This is a genomic window from Psychrobacillus sp. 05T411 (genome assembly GCF_056396485.1).
Genome location: NZ_JBFTLO010000015.1, coordinates 41,915 through 62,306, shown reverse-complemented (window position 1 = coordinate 62,306; position 20,392 = coordinate 41,915). Strand labels below are relative to the sequence as shown.

General features: G+C 36.6%; 19 protein-coding genes, 2 pseudogenes and 1 other annotated feature. Of the genes and pseudogenes, 12 read left to right on the top strand and 9 right to left on the bottom strand.

Translation table 11 applies throughout. The features are described from left to right. The first annotated feature begins 2 nt into the window (after positions 1-2). Positions 3-815, top strand: a complete 813-nt coding sequence (locus AC1DFT_RS13320) for a sulfurtransferase (RefSeq protein WP_478159241.1) — start codon at positions 3-5, stop codon at positions 813-815. Positions 816-874: 59 nt separating this feature from the next. Here AC1DFT_RS13320 and AC1DFT_RS13315 read toward each other — a convergent pair whose 3' ends face one another. After that, the gene (locus tag AC1DFT_RS13315) at positions 875-1,243 is read right to left on the bottom strand and encodes a hypothetical protein (protein WP_478159240.1); all 369 of its coding nucleotides are present in this window, start codon (positions 1,241-1,243) and stop codon (positions 875-877) included. 222 nt (positions 1,244-1,465) lie between these two features. On the opposite strand from AC1DFT_RS13315, the gene rlmN reads away from it, so the two are divergent. Beyond that, entirely contained in the window at positions 1,466-2,533 is a 1,068-nt protein-coding gene (gene rlmN, locus AC1DFT_RS13310; protein WP_478159239.1) for a dual-specificity RNA methyltransferase RlmN, read from the top strand. A gap of 78 nt (positions 2,534-2,611) precedes the next feature. Here rlmN and ytzI read toward each other — a convergent pair whose 3' ends face one another. Next, positions 2,612-2,764 (bottom strand): YtzI protein, encoded by a 153-nt coding sequence (ytzI, locus tag AC1DFT_RS13305; protein ID WP_478159238.1) that lies wholly within the window; start codon positions 2,762-2,764, stop codon positions 2,612-2,614. Between the two features lie 31 nt (positions 2,765-2,795). Next, a complete protein-coding gene (locus AC1DFT_RS13300; protein ID WP_478159237.1) occupies positions 2,796-4,559 on the bottom strand; it encodes an EAL domain-containing protein in 1,764 nt (587 codons plus the stop codon). Positions 4,560-5,044: 485 nt separating this feature from the next. Between AC1DFT_RS13300 and AC1DFT_RS13295 the strand changes: the two genes are divergently transcribed. The 3 genes from AC1DFT_RS13295 to AC1DFT_RS13285 are packed head-to-tail and all read left to right on the top strand — an operon-like array spanning position 5,045 to position 7,880. After that, the gene (locus AC1DFT_RS13295) at positions 5,045-6,037 is read left to right on the top strand and encodes an ABC transporter substrate-binding protein (RefSeq protein ID WP_478159236.1); all 993 of its coding nucleotides are present in this window, start codon (positions 5,045-5,047) and stop codon (positions 6,035-6,037) included. A gap of 18 nt (positions 6,038-6,055) precedes the next feature. Beyond that, positions 6,056-7,090, top strand: a complete 1,035-nt coding sequence (locus AC1DFT_RS13290; RefSeq protein ID WP_478159235.1) for an ABC transporter permease — start codon at positions 6,056-6,058, stop codon at positions 7,088-7,090. Then, complete coding sequence (locus AC1DFT_RS13285; protein WP_478159234.1) at positions 7,083-7,880, top strand: ABC transporter ATP-binding protein; 798 nt, start codon at positions 7,083-7,085, stop codon at positions 7,878-7,880. Before AC1DFT_RS13290 ends, AC1DFT_RS13285 begins: the two co-directional genes overlap by 8 nt. 144 nt (positions 7,881-8,024) lie before the next feature. On the opposite strand, the gene AC1DFT_RS13280 is transcribed toward AC1DFT_RS13285, so the two are convergent. Next, positions 8,025-8,276 carry a hypothetical protein gene (locus tag AC1DFT_RS13280; RefSeq protein ID WP_478159233.1) on the bottom strand — a complete coding sequence of 84 codons (252 nt, stop codon included), beginning with the start codon at positions 8,274-8,276 and terminating at the stop codon, positions 8,025-8,027. Positions 8,277-8,332: 56 nt separating this feature from the next. After that, positions 8,333-8,536 (bottom strand): hypothetical protein, encoded by a 204-nt coding sequence (locus AC1DFT_RS13275; protein WP_478159232.1) that lies wholly within the window; start codon positions 8,534-8,536, stop codon positions 8,333-8,335. 385 nt (positions 8,537-8,921) lie between these two features. Then, positions 8,922-9,187: a binding site (T-box leader), on the top strand. Between the two features lie 63 nt (positions 9,188-9,250). Between AC1DFT_RS13275 and AC1DFT_RS13270 the strand changes: the two genes are divergently transcribed. The 3 genes and pseudogenes from AC1DFT_RS13270 to AC1DFT_RS13260 form a co-directional block, all read left to right on the top strand. Further along, on the top strand, positions 9,251-10,465 hold the full coding sequence (locus AC1DFT_RS13270; RefSeq protein WP_478159231.1) for an MFS transporter: 1,215 nt from the start codon (positions 9,251-9,253) through the stop codon (positions 10,463-10,465). Positions 10,466-10,662: 197 nt separating this feature from the next. Beyond that, positions 10,663-10,770, top strand: a pseudogene (locus tag AC1DFT_RS13265) (PadR family transcriptional regulator); the annotation flags it as partial. A 2-nt stretch (positions 10,771-10,772) separates the two neighbouring features. Beyond that, positions 10,773-11,038: pseudogene (locus tag AC1DFT_RS13260) on the top strand (DUF2812 domain-containing protein); the annotation flags it as partial. A 496-nt stretch (positions 11,039-11,534) separates the two neighbouring features. On the opposite strand, the gene AC1DFT_RS13255 reads toward AC1DFT_RS13260, so the two are convergent. Beyond that, positions 11,535-13,022: a catalase gene (locus tag AC1DFT_RS13255; protein WP_478159230.1), complete on the bottom strand. Its 1,488-nt coding sequence runs from the start codon at positions 13,020-13,022 to the stop codon at positions 11,535-11,537. A gap of 174 nt (positions 13,023-13,196) precedes the next feature. After that, positions 13,197-14,459, bottom strand: coding sequence for a threonine ammonia-lyase IlvA (gene ilvA, locus AC1DFT_RS13250; RefSeq protein ID WP_478159229.1), 1,263 nt, complete (start codon positions 14,457-14,459; stop codon positions 13,197-13,199). Positions 14,460-14,731: 272 nt separating this feature from the next. Between ilvA and AC1DFT_RS13245 the strand changes: the two genes are divergently transcribed. Together AC1DFT_RS13245 and AC1DFT_RS13240 are read left to right on the top strand one after the other, a co-directional pair. Further along, complete coding sequence (locus AC1DFT_RS13245) at positions 14,732-15,655, top strand: DMT family transporter (RefSeq protein ID WP_478159228.1); 924 nt, start codon at positions 14,732-14,734, stop codon at positions 15,653-15,655. Then, positions 15,652-16,398 (top strand): IclR family transcriptional regulator, encoded by a 747-nt coding sequence (locus tag AC1DFT_RS13240; RefSeq protein ID WP_478159227.1) that lies wholly within the window; start codon positions 15,652-15,654, stop codon positions 16,396-16,398. The genes AC1DFT_RS13245 and AC1DFT_RS13240 overlap by 4 nt, the downstream gene beginning before the upstream one ends. Before the next feature lie 45 nt (positions 16,399-16,443). Here the strand turns inward: AC1DFT_RS13240 and AC1DFT_RS13235 are convergent, their stop codons facing one another. Both AC1DFT_RS13235 and pxpB read right to left on the bottom strand, forming a co-directional pair. After that, a complete protein-coding gene (locus AC1DFT_RS13235) occupies positions 16,444-17,421 on the bottom strand; it encodes a 5-oxoprolinase subunit C family protein (protein ID WP_478159226.1) in 978 nt (325 codons plus the stop codon). 2 nt (positions 17,422-17,423) lie between these two features. Further along, positions 17,424-18,149, bottom strand: coding sequence for a 5-oxoprolinase subunit PxpB (gene pxpB, locus AC1DFT_RS13230; protein WP_478159225.1), 726 nt, complete (start codon positions 18,147-18,149; stop codon positions 17,424-17,426). Positions 18,150-18,383: 234 nt separating this feature from the next. Between pxpB and AC1DFT_RS13225 the strand changes: the two genes are divergently transcribed. Continuing rightward, on the top strand, positions 18,384-19,145 hold the full coding sequence (locus AC1DFT_RS13225; RefSeq protein WP_478159224.1) for a LamB/YcsF family protein: 762 nt from the start codon (positions 18,384-18,386) through the stop codon (positions 19,143-19,145). 16 nt (positions 19,146-19,161) lie between these two features. Then, entirely contained in the window at positions 19,162-20,382 is a 1,221-nt protein-coding gene (locus AC1DFT_RS13220) for an NRAMP family divalent metal transporter (RefSeq protein WP_478159223.1), read from the top strand. Positions 20,383-20,392 lie beyond the last annotated feature (10 nt).

Genomic DNA, 20,392 nt, shown 5'->3' with positions numbered 1-20,392 from the left:
ATATGACAAAGGTTTTTATTAATTGGGAAGATGTGCAGCCGGAACTAGTACGTTTTATTGATACTCGGTTCGATTTAAGTAAAGGTGCGGCGGGTCGTGAAATGTATGATACTGGTCATTTGGAAGGGGCAATCTACTGGGATCTTGCACAAGATTTATCGGATATGGCAAGTGTAAGGGGACGTCATCCGATGATTTCAAAGGAAAAGATGACGGAGCTTTGCAGACAAGCTGGACTTCAGTTGGAGGATGATATTGTCATTTATGATCAAGGAGCTTCTCCATTTGCGTTAAGGGCATACTTTTTATTGGAATGGGCTGGATTTACGAAGGTTCATGTATTACGTGAAGGGTATGAAGCGGTGAAAGGGTTATTCCGAATTTCGAAAAAAGAGCCAGTAATCTCTGTTTCCGATATGGTACCAAATTGGAAAGATGCTATTTATATGAATGTAGAAGATGTACAGAAAGTGGTAGCAGGAGAGTTGGAAGGGCAACTTATAGATGCCCGCGCGGCTTTTCGTTTTAAAGGAGAAAGTGAACCAATCGATCCTGTAGCCGGGCATATTCCGACTGCTGTTAACTTCGATTGGGAGCAGTTAAAGCAGGACGGTCAATTTTTAGAAAAAGAAATGCTTACAGAGCAGTTGCAAGATGTTTCCGATAAAAACAAGCCAGTCATCGCATATTGTGGAAGCGGTGTTACCGCAGCTCCGCTATATGCAAGTTTAAAAGAAGCGGGTTATTCGGATGTGAAATTGTATGTAGGGAGTTATAGTGACTGGATCCGGGAGAATGAAGTAGAACGAGACTGATTTTTTAAAACAAGAATGCCCATGTCTATTACAATAGACAATGGGCATTCTTGTTTTTCTTATTTTTGAAAGAGTAGTTTCTTGTTAATATATGCTCCGTTTTCATCTGCGATTATTTCCGCGTAAGGAAGTCCAAATGCCGTATAGGCAACAATAACAGAAGACAAAGGTTCTCCGTCGACTTCTTCAATGGATTCAATTTCATAGGAAACGATTAATAATTGGTCCATTGTGTTATCAATCGTGCTAGCAGTCTTGTCTAAGGCAAAAGCTGCAAAATCTTTTATCTTTCCATCTTCAAAGTTCTGTACATTTGTTTGTAATAATTGAGATGGTAGAAAAGCCCAAATACCGACTATCAGCACCACTAACTTGAAAAGACCTTTTCGTACTTTATAAGAAATGATTCGTTTAGTTCGTTTAGCCATTTTAAACATCCCCAATTCCTTATTGCATCGTTCCAAACTCTTTTAATATACTATTCAAGCGAAATTAAAATTACCCCACATTTTTCTCATTTTATTGTTGGAAAGTTCCGTGAGTAAGCAAAACGATTTCTTTTTTCTTTCATTTCCGTTATAATAAGTTGTCGTATGTAAACAATTGGGGTATAATAGGCGAATTGTATACGGATGAAATGAGGGCTAATAATGAAAAAATCGATATATGGTCTTACAAGAGATCAATTAATAGAATGGTTACTAGAGCATGGTCAAAAGAAATATCGTGCAGAACAAGTGTGGGACTGGCTGTATATTAAACGTGTCCAAAACTTTGATGATATGACTAATGTGAGCAAAGAATGTTTAGACATATTAAAAGAAAATTTTGTTATCCAAACGTTAAAAGAGTCAGTGAAACAAGAATCTGCTGATGGTACGATTAAGTTCTTATTTGAAATGCAAGATGGAAACTTGATCGAAACGGTGCTTATGCGTTTTAAATACGGCTTATCAGTTTGTGTAACAACACAAGTAGGATGTAATATCGGCTGTAGTTTCTGTGCAAGTGGATTACTGAAGAAAAATCGCGACCTAGACGCTGGGGAAATTGTTGGTCAAATTATGAAAGTACAAGAGCATCTAGACCAAATGCAAAAAGATGAGCGCGTAAGTCATATTGTTGTAATGGGAATCGGAGAGCCATTCGATAACTATACAAACTTAATGAGCTTCCTACGTACAGTAAATGATCAAAAAGGACTTGCAATTGGTGCTCGTCATATTACTGTTTCTACAAGTGGCTTAGCGAAGAAAATTATTGATTTTGCAGATGAAAATATTCAAGTAAATCTTGCCGTTTCATTGCATGCACCTAATGATGAATTACGTACAAAAATCATGGTGATCAATAAAGCATTCCCGATTGAAAAAGTAATGACTGCAGTAGATTATTATTTAGAAAAAACAAATCGCCGTATTACATTTGAATACATTCTACTAAAAGACGTGAATGACCATGTGGAAGAAGCACAGCAATTAGCGAAGCTACTTGAAAACAAACGTCATTTATCTTATGTCAATTTGATCCCATATAACCCAGTAGATGAACATGGACAATACCAACGTAGCTCTGAAAAATCAATTAGTGCATTTTTCCAAACGCTGAAAAATAATGGTATTAACTGTGGGGTTCGTATGGAACAAGGAACAGATATCGACGCAGCATGTGGACAATTACGTAGTAAGCAAATCAAAAAAGAAAAAGTGAAAAACTAAGAAAAGCGCAAGCGCCTATGTCTGCTCCGTGGGGGGAGACATAGATGCTTTAGTCTGGACAAAAAAAACGCATTCGCCTTATGGGCGATGCGTTTTTTCTTTAGATTCCTTTTGTTCAATTGGGCGCTCGTCAATTGTATGCTTGTAGGCATAGCCTTTATTAACAGTATAAATACTAAGCGCAAGTATAACGATAAACGTAATTGCCCCGATAATAAAAACGGTTGTCATACCATTCCCTCCGTACTTACTATGTATACTACTATCTTAGCACAGCGGAAGCTTTTAATATATAATTGCTACCTGGGATTTGTTTGCACTGTTTTTTTATTTGACTAGCGAGTTCGGACAGATCATAGATTGTTTGTGTATTTTTGTTCGATACACCGGCGATTGAAATGGTTAAAAGCGGAAATGATTCTTCAATTCCATGACGATTTTTAGAGACGATATGACCTTTTAGAAAATCCTGTGCATGATAAAATTGTTCAACGGATGTATCAAATTGCTGAATAATTTCTTCACAAAGCTGTTTACTTTTGGATGAGCTTACGATTAAGAGAAAATCATCTCCTCCAATATGACCTACAAATCCATCAGATGGGCAACATTTCTCTATAATTTCCGCTAAATGCATAATAACTCTATCGCCTTTTTCAAATCCATATACATCATTATAAGGTTTAAAATTATCTATATCGAAATAGAGTACGGTCATATCTGTATCTGCGTCAATACAGCTTTGTAGCTGTTGCTCAATCATGAGATTACCTGGTAATTCGGAAAGTGGATTTAAATGCTTTGCATAATCAATTTCTAGTTGCATACTTTTTTCAAGAAGATCTTTTACCGTCACGACTCCGAAATATTGGTCATCTTTTGTTACGGTTATGAAATCATATAAATGAAGCGGATCTCGTTTCATTGCTATTTTTGCCACTACATCTATTGGAGTTTCCGCATCTACTTTCATATAGTTGCGACTCATGATCGTTGCGACTGGTTTTTTATTGTATAAGCTGTAGCCGTATGGACCACTAAACTTTATGTGAAGTTTATTTCTAGTGATGACTCCGATTAATTTGTTGTCATCTTGTATACAAAAGCCAGGAAGTAAATCATTTGTCTCCATTAAACTGCTTACTTCGGAAATAAGCATCCGGCTAGAAACTGTATGAAGTGGAGTAGCTATTTGTTCGATAGAGGTGTCGGTGAGTCGGTTTCTGCTCACTCGATTTTTTCTAGAAACTTCTGTTTTAATAATGGTTTTAACTTCTTCCCCAACGGGATATAGGTGGGGATTTGGTTTTTGAATAAAATAACCCTGACCAAAATGTACCCCGATATCGATCAATGTACGAAGTTCCTCTTTAGTTTCAATTCCTTCCGCAATAATATGTATTTGAGAGTAATTAGCGAATTCACTTAAACTTTTGACAAGCAATTGTTTTGTCCGGTCACGATCAATAGCTCGAATAAGTTTCATGTCCAATTTCATATAATGTGGACGCACATCGGTAATGACGTTTAAACCCGAATAACCGGCTCCTACGTCGTCCACTGCAATTTGATAAAATTGGTTTTTATAGTGATCGATTGTATTGATAAAATCTTTCAAGTTGTTAATTGCTTCTCGTTCTGTAATTTCAAAAACAATGCTATCTGCAGCCATCTGGAATTTGGACAAATATTCTTTTGTAAATCCTTGTTTGAATTTAGGGTCGTTCATAATGTTAGGATTAACGTTAAGGAATAGTTTACCTTCTGCTTTTAAATTATATGCGCATTTCAATGCATTGGCTCTACATAAGTTTTCGAGTTCCCAAAGTTGCCCGCTTTTTAAAGCGTAGTCAAATAACATTTCCGGATTTTGCAAATCTGTATTTGCAGGTCCTCTAGTTAATGCTTCATAGCCATAGATTTGGCCACTATGAAGCGAAATAATTGGTTGAAAGACTGTTTGAATTGCTTTCTCTTTTAAGATATAGGAAAATAATTCTCCGTAATCATGATCTTCAATTGCCATTTTGTTTATTCCCCCTAAAATGAACAGTTAATGTTCACTCTATATTATAGTTCAAAAATATCTAGCTAGTGTAAAATATATGTAAATTGTATATTACACTAGTATGATGTATTTTAAGGATAATGCGACTTAGGCATCGTAGTCTCAATCCAAGTAAACTTGTTACTTTAAGAATTGGTTGCCTTCACAAGTAATTTGGTTGCTTTCATGCGGATCTGGTTGCTTTCCGAGTAGAACTGGTTGCTTTCAATGACCGATCAGTCGCCCTTATCCCTTTATTGGCTATATTGCGTTTGCTATTGACGCATTATCTTTAAAAAGTGTCATCGAAGCAACATATTTTTCATACTTGCTATTAAGAGCCTCTGTAAACTATCGAATTATTCATAAAGTTATTGACTATCAATCAATTGCATAGTAATATAGTCATTAATCCATACTTTAGTGAGTTGAATCGCTGATGTGGATGGTAGATATAGGGGGTAATGATAGAGATGAAGAAAAAAATAGCATTTATTTTATTGGCAGCTGTATTATTTTTAGCAGCTTGTGGGGGAGAAAGTGAGAAAAGCCCAGAAGCTAATGCAAAGGAAGGTACAAAAACATTTAAAATAGGGGTAACACAAATTGTCGAGCATCCATCGTTAAATGCTGCATATGACGGATTTAAAAAAGCTTTAGAAGATGCTGGCATGGATGTTGAGTATGAAGTACAAAACGCTCAGAATGATAATAGTCAAAATACAACCATAGCGAATAACTTAGTAAGCGAAGGAGTAGATCTAATTTTTGCAAACTCGACACCAAGTGCTCAAGCAGTTGCGAGTGTAACGAAAGATATTCCAATCGTTTTTACATCTGTAACAGATGCAGTTAGCGCAGAATTAGTCCAATCAATGGAAAAACCTGGTGGGAATGTTACAGGAACTGTTGATACACAACCTGATGCAATTCCAAGCACAGTTGCATTTTTGAAAGATGAGCTAGGTTCAAAAAATGTTGGAATGGTATTTAATGCAGGAGAAGCAAATTCACGTGCGCAAGTTGATGCAGTGAAAGAACAAATGAGTGCAGTTGGTTTAAATGTAGTGGAAGCGTCTGTTTCTACTTCTGCGGAAGTAAAGCAAGCTACTGAATCATTAATAGGCAAAGTAGATTCATTGTATATTATTACAGATAACACGGTTGTTTCCGCACTTGAATCCGTTATCTCTGTAGCCAATGACAATAAACTTCCGATGATGGTAGGAGAGTTTGACTCTGTTAAACGTGGTGGACTTGGAGCTTACGGGTTCGAATACTTTGATATTGGCTACGAAGCTGGCCAAATGGCAGTAAAAATCTTAAATGGTGAAAGTACTCCAGCAGATTTACCTGTTCAATATCCACAAAATTTACGTTTTGTTCTGAATAAAGACACGGTAGATACACTTGGAATTGAAGTAAAAGATGAGTGGAAAGCAGAATTTGCTGAATAGATAGGAGTTTGATTCTTTATGTTTGCAGCTATTTTTGGATCAGTTGAACAAGGAATCATCTATGCAATTATGGCACTCGGAGTGTATTTAACATTCCGAGTGTTAGATTTTCCGGATTTAACCGTGGATGGAAGTTTTGTTACGGGTGCTGGAACGGCAGCGATGATGATTGTGTTAGGATATCATCCGGCTATTGCAACGCTTGTTGCGATTGTTGCAGGTTTTATTGCAGGATGTATAACTGGTTTATTACATACAAAAGGGAAGATTAATCCTTTATTGTCTGGGATTTTAATGATGATTGCTTTATATTCGATTAACTTACGGATTATGGGGTTCACTGTGGAAAACTCAGTTGGGCGACCGAATATCCCTTTATTGAATTCAGAAACATTGTTTAGTCAATTTTTTGGATGGTGGGGGAATTTAGGAATTGATGAAGCGATTAATGGTTTTTTAAGTAGTATTGGAGTTGCCTCATTACCATCCACATGGGGAACTGCAGTGGTTGTAGCAATTATTGTTGTTCTTATTAAATTGATTTTTGATCGTTTTTTGAAAACAGAAGTTGGACTAGCTATTCGTGCAACTGGCGATAACAAAAAAATGATTCGCAGTTTTTCGGCAAATACAGATAATCTAGTGATTATTGGGCTTGGGATTTCCAATGCTCTTGTTGCGTTTTCTGGTGCATTAATCGCGCAGTATTCAAAGTTCGCGGATATTGGAATGGGTATTGGGATGATTGTCATTGGTTTAGCGTCGGTTATTATTGGTGAAGCGATCTTTGGTACAAAATCTATTGTTCGTACAACACTTGCTGTAATTGCAGGGGCGATTATTTATCGTATCATACTTGCTTTAGCACTTCGCATCGATTTACTAGATACAGGAGATATGAAACTAATTACGGCATTTATCGTAATTATTGCATTAGTATTACCAACTTATTTCGACAAGCGGCGAGAGAAAAGTAGAAAAGCAAAACGGCATGCGGAAAGAGTGGCAAGTGCTACAATTGTAACCGAGCAGGAGGGGAAAAACCTTGCTTAAATTACAAGCGATTAATAAAATTTTCAATGAAGCGACGGCCGATGAGAAAATTGCCTTAGATCAAATTAATTTAACATTAAAAGCTGGAGATTTCGTCACGGTAATTGGAAGTAATGGTGCGGGTAAATCTACGATGTTAAATATGATTTCGGGAGCACTTAGCCCTGATTTCGGGGAAATAATAATCGATGGTAAAGACGTAACAAGATTACCAGAATTTAAACGTTCCGAGCTAATCGGTCGTGTTTTTCAAGATCCGATGGCTGGTACAGCTCCGACGATGACGATAGAAGAAAATTTAGCAATTGCTTTTTCAAGAAATAAGAAGCGTGGTTTGAGAAGTGGGGTAGACAAGAAGCGAAAAGAGTTCTTCCTACAATCACTAGAGACGCTGCATTTAAACTTAGAGAATCGATTAAATGCTAAAGTCGGACTTTTATCAGGTGGAGAAAGGCAAGCACTTTCACTATTGATGGCTACATTCACGAAGCCTTCGATATTATTACTAGATGAACATACAGCAGCACTAGATCCATCTAGAGCAGAATTGATTACCAATTTAACAAAACAGCTGGTAGAAAAAGATCAATTAACGACGCTCATGGTTACACATAATATGCAACAAGCATTAGATCTTGGGAATCGACTTATTATGATGGACAAAGGGCAAATCATTTTAGAAGTTGGAGAAGAAGAGAAGAAGAATCTAACGATTGCCAAACTCATGGATGAGTTCCAACGAATTCGCGGGGAAAAATTAACGAGTGATCGTACTTTACTTTCTGTATAAAAAGAAAGAGCAACTTATCCTAACAGGTGGTTAGACTTTCTATCGTCAAAATAATAAATATAACCTATTAAGACTACTAAATTGGAAAGCAATTTAGTAGTCTTTTTTTGTTGCTATAAAGACATTCTCTAATATTATAGATAGTTATCTTCTTCTTCTTTTTATTAACACGAAGATTTTTTCTAATTGAGCTTGCACCTGCGCTTCAAATTGAGCTTGTAACTGAGCTTGAGCTTCAAACTGAGCTTGGAGTTGAGCTTGTAACTGAGCTTGAGCTTCAAATTGAGCTTGTGCTTGTGTATCACGGTTCGTAATTTCTGGATTTACATGAATTTTTATTTTAGGTTCGTCATATCTTTCATTTTCGTCATAATTCCAATCATGGGATTGTTCCATTCTAAATCACCTCCTAAAAAGTAATTGGTTTCAGTTAATCTAGGCATTATTGACAGCTAGCTTAGTTTTTCTATAATTTTTTGCAATTGAGCTTGTAATTGAGCCTGGAACTGAGCCTGCGCTTCAAATTGCGCTTGTAATTGAGCTTGGAGCTGAGCTTGAGCTTCAAACTGAGCTTGCAACTGGGCTTGTACCTGAGTATCTACATTGTTAATAACTGGATTAACTATTACTTCAATATCTCTAGCATTTTCACGCATATTTACACCCCCTCTTTAAGTAATTTTTGAACCCCACTACATAGTTAAAGGGGAACAATAGTGACTTTTCTCAAAATTAGAAGTCTATCTATATTATGAGTTTTTCATTTGCCCGACAAGGCTAATACATTGTTTTAAAAAACAAATGGATATTCATGAGGATAGTTAATAAAAATTCGATTGACGGAATCGGGAACGGGAGCATAACTAGTTAAACCTTTGGATGATAATCAAACCATTAAAGTATGAAGATATATAACTCAGGAGTAAGTTAGTTCAATAAATATAATTCAAATATTTCTATGCCAGCCATAGCAATAATAAGTAATATTCTTTTTTTGTATTGAATTTTAGTTCAACCTAATATAGAATAAAAAAATCTATATAAAAAGCTATGAAAAGAAGAGTAAACATACGTACGATCTACAGAGACCTCCGTTAGCTGAAAAAGAGGGATGGGAAGTTTGTTGAAACAAGACTTGGAGCTGTGCATTGGATTTGTTGATATAAAACAATGATGATGTAACGTATTCTCACGTTAACGAGATAGAGTATCGCAGGTGATTAGTTTCACTGAGCCGTACTCGATAAAGGCCTCGACAGTAATGTGGGGTGAACTGGGGTGGCACCGCGAAATGACTCGCCCCCAAGATATATATCTTGGGGGTGAGTTTTTTTATTTTGTTTTACAAAAATAAAATAGGAGTGGTGAATATGACCAGGTGGAAGTATCTTTTAATATTATTAGCAGGAATAGGCATTTCAAATGTGGGGGCATGGGTTTACCTAATTGCACTAAATTTAATTATATTGAATGAAACGGGATCTCCGCTTGCAATTGCTTTATTATATATACTAGGACCAATTGCAACAATATGTTCGAATGTTTGGGCTGGTAGTTTAATTGATCGGATAAATACAAAGAGAATGATGATGGGATTGGATGTTTTTCGAGCACTTTGTATTGCGTTCATTCCATTTTTACCTTCCCTTATTTATGTGTATATACTAGCGTTCATTATTAATATAGGTAGTGCCATTTTTCAACCAACATCGATGGTTTATATGACTAAACTAATACCTGAAAGAGACCGTCAGCGCTTTAATGCACTAAGGAGTTTTATCAACTCTTGTGGTTCACTACTGGGTCCTGCAATTGCTGGGATTTTATTTTGGTTAGGTAATCCTTATATTGCTATTCATATGAATTCGGTGGCTCTATTATTATCAGCACTTATAATAATGATGCTACCTAATGTTGATTCAAGATCCAAAGAGACAGAGAGGGAAAAATTTTCTTGGAGTATGATAAAAAGTGATTTTCGCGTTGTTTATCATTTCAGTAAAGACTATGCCTATATTACGAGGATATATTTATTGTTTACCGGTACTACTATATTCATGACTGCAATAGATTCTATTGAGGCAGCATTTGCTAAAGAAGTACTTTTAATATCAGACGCCAATTATGGCTTCTTATTAAGTGTTTTTGGAGCTGGAATTATTATAGGATCCATTATCAACTCAGTTTTTTCAAAACAGCTTGCAGTCAATCTTTTAATGGGATTTGGTACCATTTTTACGTCAATTGGTTATATGGTATTTTATAGTTCAAGTGGGTTTTTAAGTGCAACACCCGGAGTGTTTTTAATTGGGTTTGCTATAACATTCGCAAATACTGGGTATTTGACTTTCTACCAAAATCATGTTCCTGTGAGGATGATGGGTAGGTTCGGGAGCATTTTTAGTGTTGTGGAAGCGGGATTTATTGTTGGTTTAACGGTTTTAGTAGGTTTAGCCGCTGAGTTAACTTCGATTCGTCCGGTGGGGTTGATAGCTTCATTTGTTTTCTTCTTATTAGGGCTAATGGTGTTAAAAACTGTATTAGCGGAAAAAAGAAAGGAATCTTTCAAAAAAGGTGTGCTTTAATTTAAGGTTGTGGTATCGATGGCGATTTGAATAAGGCTATTCAAAAAGTAGCTTTCCTTTACGTAAGGAAAGCTACTTTTTACATTGATTTTTTGCTTGTTATCAAGATTTTTCCTTTTAGTTCCTTTGACTAATTTTATAAATGTTGTTGACTATTAAGTTGAACTGTATAGTAGAACTGAATAGAGGGTAAGTATATGAAACATAAATTATTACCATTGTCTGAAACCATGCATTACATTTTATTAGCCATGCGTGAGCTACTCCATGGCTATGCCGACATGCAGAAGATAGAAGAGATAAGTAAGGAATATACACTTTCGAAAAAAACGATAAAAAATATGTGATGCCACTGTATTATCAAGATTATTTATCAAAAAAAAGTTCAATGATTACAAAGGGATATATGAAGACTTCGGATGGAGTAATATAAATGGCCCTTGGCTTGGTGGAATTCGCTATTGGCCAAAAGAATAGGATGATCAAAATGAAATCTTCTCAGATCTCCAATCAAAGAGTAATTATTATAAAAGATTGATGGGGTATTCATCTGGTTTAGGTATATTGTTTTTGTAATTTTCTTATGTGCTTTACAAGGATTCAGGTTTATATTTGACGAAAGTCTTACATGTTAAAAGAAAAATAATGCGAGGTGGTGCGACTCATGAGAAACAGTTTAAGGTGCCAATCAGATAAATAGACGGAGATAATTCGCTTAATTAGTAATCAAATTAAAAAAGACTTAATATAGAAGGAAAGATTCCGCCTATGGACTCGAAAAACGTGAAAACGGGGTATTTTGCCTAGCATAATCGGAAAACCTTCCCTTATTTATCCCGAAACGAGCCCTACTCTATATGTAACCGGAAAATTTCCGCTTATTTCGCTATATATTTTTGTGGCGAAAGCGTTAGCCTTAGTCATACAAGGTAGTGACTACAGGTTCGAGCCGTGCTAATGGATACGCGTCTTTCGTAAAGGAAATCAATTTAGCATAATCAAAAAAATCAAATTTCTCAGTGAGAAATTTGATTTTTTTGTTTTGTCCCGGGTGCTTTTGGATGTCGTCTTATTCAGCAGAAGTTAATGCTGCTTCTACTTCTGCCCATTCGATTTCTAAAGCATCTGCTACACCTTTACCGTAAGCAGGATCAGCTTTATAGCAATGAGTGATATGACGCAGTTGAATATGTTTGTCTACACCTTGCATGTTTCTTCCTGTGTTTTCGAATAATAATTGTTGTTGCTCAGGGCTCATTAAGTTAAATAATTTACCTGGTTGCTCGAAATAGTTACTATCATCTTCGTGGAAATCGTAAATATCTGCTCCACCATCAAGTGCTAATGCTGGATCTTTAAACTCTGGTTGTGATTTCCATTGACCATAAGTGTTTGGTTCATAGTGAAGTGTTCCACCTAAGTTACCATCTGTACGCATTGCTCCGTCTCTATGGAAAGAGTGAACAGGGCATTTTGGTTGGTTAACTGGAATTTGGTGGTGGTTAACCCCTAAACGGTAACGTTGCGCATCCCCATATGAGAATAAACGACCTTGTAACATTCTGTCTGGAGAGAAGCTAATACCTGGTACTACGTTAGCAGGCGTAAATGCTGCTTGCTCTACTTCTGCAAAGTAGTTTTCAGGGTTACGATTTAATTCCCATTCACCAACTTCGATTAATGGATAATCGCCTTTATACCAAACTTTTGTTAAATCGAATGGATTGTCCGGGTGATTTTTTGCTTGTTCTTCTGTCATTACTTGGATGTACATTTTCCATTTAGGGAAGTTACCTTGTTCGATATTTTCGAAAAGATCACGTTGGTGACTTTCACGGTCTTTACCAACTAACTCTTCCGCTTCTTGGTCTGTTAAATTCTCAATTGGTTGTTGAGAACGCATGTGGAATTTAACCCAAACACGCTCATTGTCCGCATTAATCATACTGAATGTATGGCTACCAAATCCGTGCATGTTGCGGTAAGTTGCAGGAATCCCGCGGTCACTCATAACGATTGTAACTTGGTGAAGTGCTTCTGGAAGCCCTGTCCAGAAATCCCAGTTATTATTTGCGCTACGCATATTTGTTTTTGGATCACGTTTAACTGCATGGTTCAAGTCTGGGAAGTTAAGTGGATCACGGAAGAAGAATACTGGTGTGTTGTTTCCAACTAAATCCCAGTTACCTTGTTCTGTGTAGAAACGCATGGAGAATCCACGGATATCACGTTCTGCGTCAGCTGCTCCACGTTCACCAGCTACTGTTGAGAAACGTACGAACATTTCTGTTTCTTTTCCAACCTCTGAGAATAGTGCTGCTTTTGAATATCTTGTAATATCATTTGTTACTGTAAATTTACCGTATGCAGCAGAACCTTTTGCGTGCATACGACGCTCAGGAATTACTTCTCTATCGAAGTGAGCTAATTTTTCTATTAACCAAATATCTTGTAATAATAGGGGACCTCTTTTACCCGCGGACATTGAGTTTTGGTTGTCTACTACAGGTGCGCCAGCTGCAGTAGTCAATTTGTTGTTGTTTTGATTTTCAGCCATTAATAATTCCTCCTAGATTAGAATCTTTATAATTCAATAATCATTATATCAAACTGCTAGAAATATTGCTAGAAATCAAATGTGATATTTTAGTAAATTTTATCTTCCAATCATTTTGTTTCTCTTTGGTCAAGTGATAAAGTGTTGATATAACAAGCATTAGTTAGCTCGAAGTTAAATAAGAAGATCAAATAATGTACTATCTTTATTGACTTCTTTGTACGAAAATCCATTCTCAGTTAATCGCAAAATAAGACCATCATAGTCTTCTTTATGTTTTAACTCGACTCCTACAAGTGCAGGACCGCTTTCTTTATTGTTTTTCTTCGTGTATTCAAATGTCGTAATATCATCTTCTGGGCCAAGCACTTTATCTAAAAATTTACGGAGTGCTCCAGCTCTTTGTGGAAAGCTTACGATAAAGTAGTAGAGTAACCCTTCATACATAAGCGATTTTTCTTTTATTTCTTGCATTCTACCAATATCGTTATTACCACCGCTAATAACACAGACAACGGATTTCCCTTTAATCTCTTCTTTATAAAAATCGAGGGCTGCAATTGGAAGTGCTCCTGCTGGTTCTGCAATGATTGCATGTTTATTGTACAAATCTAAAATAGTTGTGCAAACTTTTCCCTCTGGTACAAGGAGAATATTATCTACATATTTTTTAGAAGTTTCATAAGTAAGGCTTCCAGCACATTGCACAGCCGCCCCGTCGACAAACTTATCGATGGTTTCAAGAACGATTGGACCTTCGTTTTCAAAGGCAGCTTTCATACTTCCAGCTCCGGCGGGCTCTACTCCAATTATTTTCGTAAGTGGGGAAAGGTTCTTTATATAAGTAGAAAGTCCTGCTATTAACCCGCCGCCACCAATACTACCAAATATGTAATCAATTGGTTCTTCGATATCATTCATAATTTCAATCGCGACCGTTCCTTGACCTGCGATAATGTCTAAATCATCAAATGGATGGATGAAAATTCGATTTTCCTTTTCTGCAAAAGCTGTTGCGCTAGTTGCCGAGTCATCAAACGTATCCCCAGCAAGTATAATCTCCACATACTCTCGCCCAAACATTTTCACTTGGTCAATTTTTTGTTTTGGTGTAGTTAAGGGCATGAAAATAGTAGCAGATATTCGTAAATGGGAACATGCATACGCTACGCCTTGCGCGTGATTTCCTGCGCTTGCACACACGACTCCTTGTTCTCGTGCTTGTTGTTCGATTGTTTTAATCTTGTAATAAGCGCCTCTTAATTTAAAGGAGCGAACATGTTGTAAATCTTCACGTTTAATATAAATCGTTGCTCCATATTTTTCAGATAAATAGTCATTTTTTTGCAAAGGGGTATGTACTACTACATCTTTTAAAAATTGATGTGCGATTAGTACATTTTCTACTTGAACAGTTTTCGTGTTTGTTACTTGCATAATATTGATGCCAACCTCCAATTAATAAGTCACTAAGTACACTTTATTTTAACACACTAAATCGTGAAAATTCTATATTTTTCGGATAATTCTTAATCATTAGCTAGGTTATCTAGTTCTTTTATGACAATTGTGTTACTGGTGCCTGGCACCAGTAACACAATTGTCATAAAGTGAAGGTTAGACTATAAAAAGTTGTAGTAGGCTGTTTTATTTTTTGGGTGTATAGTGGAGTAATAGGGTTGGTACAGATGTGAAAGGGAGTTGTTAGCTTGAAAAAGGTATTGACGAATTCCACAGTATTGCTATTATTTCTTATTTTTTTATGGGGAGCTAGTTGGCCGATTTATAAATCTTCGTTACCTTATACTCCGCCTTTACTGTTTGCGGGAATGCGCGCTTTAAGTGGTGGGTGTTTGCTTGGGATTGTATTATGGAAGCGACGGGAGAAGATTAATTGGAAAGAAAATTGGCGATTGTATTGTATTTCTGCATTATTTAATACGGTTTTGTTTTTTGGGATACAAACAGTTGGGCTTAATTATTTGCCGGGTGGCTTGTTTTCGATTCTTGTCTATTTTCAACCAGTTTTACTAGGTTTGTTTGCCTGGATTTGGTTAGCGGAACAAATGACGCCTCTTAAAATAATTGGTTTGTTAATAGGTTTTCTCGGAATTGTCGTCGTAAGTTTAGATGGTTTAACTTTTCATGTTTCTGTAATCGGGGTTGTTTTAGGTTTAATTACAGCAGTAAGTTGGGCTTTTGGGGTGATTTACGTAAAAAAAGTAAGTTACCGATTAGATGCGTATTGGATGGTTTCGGTCCAATTTATTATTGGTGGATTATTTTTAATAGGTACTGGGTCGATTTTTGAGAATTTTTCAGACATCGTTTGGAATAGTAAATATTTGTTTGGTTTAAGCTTTGGTGCGGTTTTCGGCATTCCATTGGCCTATATTATTTATTACAAGCTAATGAATGAAGGGGAGGCCAGTAAAGTTGGGGCTTTTACGTTTCTAGTACCAATTATTGCGGTCATTTTAGGAGCTACTTTTCTAGGAGAACCAATTACTTATTTGCTAGTTATTGGATTAGTAATGGTTGGTTTAAGTATTTTTATCGTTAACTATCGAGGAAAAAAGGAACCTTTTCGTTTTAGGAAAATGAAGAGCAATGAGATAAAGGAGAGTTTATGAAGAATAAAACAGTTGTTCGTTCAATGGATATTTTGAACTTATTTATAGAGCATGCTGCCTTATCATTTCAAGAAATTATTGAGTTATCGAACATCCCGAAAACATCGGTTTATAGAATGCTTATTTCACTGGAGGAAATGGGTTTTCTAGAAAAAGGAAATGATTCAAAATATCGCTTAGGGCTGCTTTTTCTAACTTACGGAAATCTTGTTTCTACGAGATTAGATCTTCGACAAATTGCCTACCCAATTATGCAAAGTTTACATAAAGAATTAAAGGAAGCTATTAACTTAATCGTTAGAGAAGGCGACGAAGCGATGTATATTGAAAAAGTAGATATTTTTCAGAAAGTTCGTTTATATACCGCAGTTGGAAGAAAAAGTCCCTTATATGCGGGAGCCTGCTCGCGAGTATTATTGTCTTTTTTACAAGATGATGAAATTGCTTTGTATTTAGAACATGTCCAGTTAAAACCTTTTGCCATGAGGACTATAACGGATAAAGATAAACTATTGGAAAGTATAAAGAATGCAAGAAAAGATGGATATACGATTAGTCATTCGGAATTAGAAAATTACACATCTTCTATTGCTGCTCCGATTTATAATCATAAGGGAGAAGTGGTTGCGGGGATTAGTATCGCTGGAATCGAAGTGAATTATCAAAATGAAAATGTCACTTATTTTTCCGAAAAAGCTATTTCTGCAGCAAATGAAATTTCTAGGAAACTAGGTTATCAATAGATGAAAAAATCCACTAACCTAAAAAGTTTAGTGGATTTTTTGGCTTTAATGATACATTTTATAATGTATTCCATTTTTAATATTGTTAATAGCTAGCTCGTTTTCAATGAAAACAGTTTCTGCCTCCTCAAGTGAAACTTCTTTAAAACGAATAGTTGCGGTAGGCTGAAGCTGGGCAAGACTTGGCAAATCGGCGGTAATTACCTGCCCAATTTTAGGGTAACCACCTGTAGTTTGTCTATCTGCCATGAGAATGATAGGTTGCCCATTTGGTGGTATTTGTATAGTTCCAAAAGTAACTCCTTCTGATAAGAGCTCGAACTTATCCGTAAGTGAGATAGGGGACCCATCCAATCGGTAACCCATTCGATCCGATTGTATAGTAAGTGTATAGGCATTTTTCAAAAGCGTTTCTCTATTTACTTTGTCAAAGCGATCAAATTCCGTTCCTTTTACCATTCGTATCACTATGTCTTGTTTGAAACAAATAAGTTCTTTGAAATTAATGGACCAATTAATACCACCTTTTTCCACCCGTTGAAATAAATCCTTATTACCTTCACCGATTGGTATAATATCTCCTTTTTGAATGGCCCTTCCTTTAAATCCTCCAATATTAGCTCGAAGATATGTACTTTTACTTCCAAGTGTTAGAGGAGTATCTATTCCGCCTGAGAAGGCAACATACGCTCTGCTTCCTTTAATTGCAGAGTTGAATTTTAAGATAGACTTTTTCTTTACGACTATAGGGCGCCATAATGGGGCAATTACTCCGTCAATTGTAGCGCATAAATCTCCTCCTGTGATAGCGATCAATGTATCTTCATCAAATTGAAGAGATGTGCCATATAAAGTAATTTCAAGTGTTGCTTCGTGTTCATTATTTCCGACTAAAATATTTGCAAGTCTTAAAGAATAACTATCCATTGCACCACTAACAATAACACCATATTTTTGGGAACCAAATCTTCCGGTGTCCTGTACTGTTGTTAACAAACCTGCACGCAATACTTTTACACTCATTACTACTCCATCTCCTTGTACTTTAAGTAATCACTTGTAGAAATGGGTGTGAATCGAATTCTGTCCCCAGCTTTTAATAAAGTCGGAGGAGATTGGTGCGGTAGAAACAAGTTAAATGGAGTTCTTCCTATAATTTGCCATCCGCCAGGGGTTTCTAATGGATAAATGCCCGTTTGTTTACCAGCAATACCTACAGAACCAGGTTTTATAGATAATCTTGGAGTTTCCCTACGAGGTGTCGCTATTAGCGGATTCATGCCACCCATAAATGGGAACCCAGGTGCAAAACCAAGCATATAAACTAAACATTCACTTTCAGTATGAATTCGAACGACTTCTTCAGGTGTTATTTGATGAAACTCGGCAACACTTTCCAAATCAGGACCAAACTCTCCTCCGTAACATACAGGAATTGAGACAAGTCTGCCTTCTTCTTTCGAATTAATTTGAATCTGATTTACCAACTGATTCATATGCGCGCTTACTTTTTCAAATGCAGATCTATTATTTTTTGGAGACATATGTACAATATATGGATTGTAATAGACAGTAATATTGTTGTAAGCAGGAACGAACTCAATAAAACCATCAAATGGCTGCTCTGTTAACAGTTCCGAAAGATTTTTTACCATTTCGTGAATTTTCAGGTCTATCCCTTCACCGAGCTGTACGATTAATGCAGAATCTCCCAAAGGTTTCATCTTGGCTTCTATATATTGTTTGGGCACAAATAACAGCTCCTCTAGTTTCGAAATACGGTATTTCAGTTCCATAATTGAATTATAGTAATAATTATAATTGTCTAGAAACAAATTACAAGTCAAAATCTTTGATTGAGTCCCAAAATGGTATCTATTCAGAAAAATCTAATTGTGATAAACTTATTTTGAGTTTCAAAACTCGTGTTCCGAAATTCGGAATAAAAAGTGATTGCTTAGTTTCTATTTTGGGAGGGAATAAGAATGTTGCGAGTAGATTTGAATTGTGACATAGGGGAAAGTTTTGGTCGTTATAAACTAGGGGAACAAAAGAAAATTTTGAAATATGTTACCTCTGCTAATATTGCATGTGGATTTCATGCAGGTGACCCGGGAGTTATGCGAGAAACTGTAAAATTAGCAATAGAGAATGGAGTAAAAATTGGGGCACATCCTGGGCTACCTGATTTAAATGGGTTTGGTCGAAGGGAAATGAAAATAACCCCCCAAGAAGGATATGACATCGTTGTTTATCAAATTGGGGCTTTAAATGGTTTTCTTTCGACTTTTGGAGAAAAAATGCAGCACGTAAAGCCGCATGGTGCTTTATATAATATGGCCGCAAAAGACGCCGAGCTCGCACAAGCTTTAGCTCAAGCTGTTTATGATATTTCACCTAATTTAGTGCTGTTTGGTTTAGCAGGAAGCGAGCTAACAACGGCAGGTGAAAAAATTGGCTTGCGTACAGCACATGAAGTATTTGCAGATCGTACATATCAGTCGGATGGATCATTAACGTCACGTAAACAAAGCGATGCTCTTATTACGGATGCGAAAAAATCTGTAGCACAAGTTGTTAAAATGGTGACGGAAAGAAAAGTAATTTCACAACAAAACACGGAAGTCTTGATAAAAGCAGATACGGTTTGTATCCACGGGGATGGAGAACATGCTGTATCTTTCGCACAATACATTAAAGAGACGTTAGAGACTAATAATATTGTAGTCACTGCTGGGTTCGAATAAGGGGAGAGTTCGTCGGATGGAAGAGCAAAAAATAGAAAAAATTGGTACTAAAAAGAAAGTTGGAAGAAGCGTCCTGCTTGGTGCAGCATTTTTAATGGCAACATCATCGGTTGGGCCAGGGTTTTTAACACAAACAACGGTATTTACTCAGCAACTTGCTGCAAGTTTTGCATTTGTTATTTTAATTTCCTTGTTACTGGACGTTTTTGCGCAAATAAACGTGTGGAGAATTATTGCTGTTTCAGGACTGCGTGGCCAAGAAATTGCAAACAAAGTATTACCAGGTCTTGGAGTGGTTTTAGCAATTCTTATTGTAATGGGCGGTCTTGCATTTAATATTGGGAACGTAGCGGGAGCGGGGCTAGGCTTAAATGCGATGCTTGGTTTGGAACCGATTACAGGGGCTATCATTAGTGCAGCATTTGCAATTTTTATATTTGTCGTGAAAGAAGCAGGGAAAGCAATGGATAAAGTTGCTCAAATTGCAGGATTTGTCATGATTATTTTAATGGTATATGTTGCGTTTATAACATCTCCACCAATTGGAGAGGCGGTTGTAAATACATTCGCACCGACTGAAATAAGTATCTTTGCCATTGTTACCCTAGTGGGTGGTACAGTTGGTGGCTATATCACTTTCGCAGGGGGGCACCGTCTTTTAGATGCCGGTGTTAAAGGTATAGAATCATTACCAGAAGTAACAAAGAGTTCGGTCACTGGAATTGCGGTGACGGGAATTATGCGAGTAGCCTTATTTTTGGCAGTACTAGGTGTAGTTAGCCAGGGACTTGCAATTGACCCAGAAAATCCACCAGCATCCGTTTTCAGACTTGCTGCAGGTGAAATTGGTTATCGAATTTTCGGTGTTATTATGTGGGCTGCAGCAATTACATCTGTAGTAGGAGCGGCTTATACATCTGTATCATTTATCCGATCTTTCCATCCGAAAATTGAAAAATACCACAACTGGATTATTATTTTGTTCATTTTAATATCAACAGTCACGTTCGCATTAGTTGGACGACCTGTCAATATCCTACTTCTTGTAGGTGCCTTAAATGCACTAATTTTACCGTTAGCACTTGGAACATTGTTAGTCGCTGCATATAAAAAAGATATTGTAGGTGCCTATAAACATCCACTTTGGTTAACAATTACCGGGGGATTAGTAGTAGTTGTGATGGGAGTGCTCGGTATTATGACTTTGATAGAACAAATTCCATTACTGTTTAAATAAAAAGGAGAGT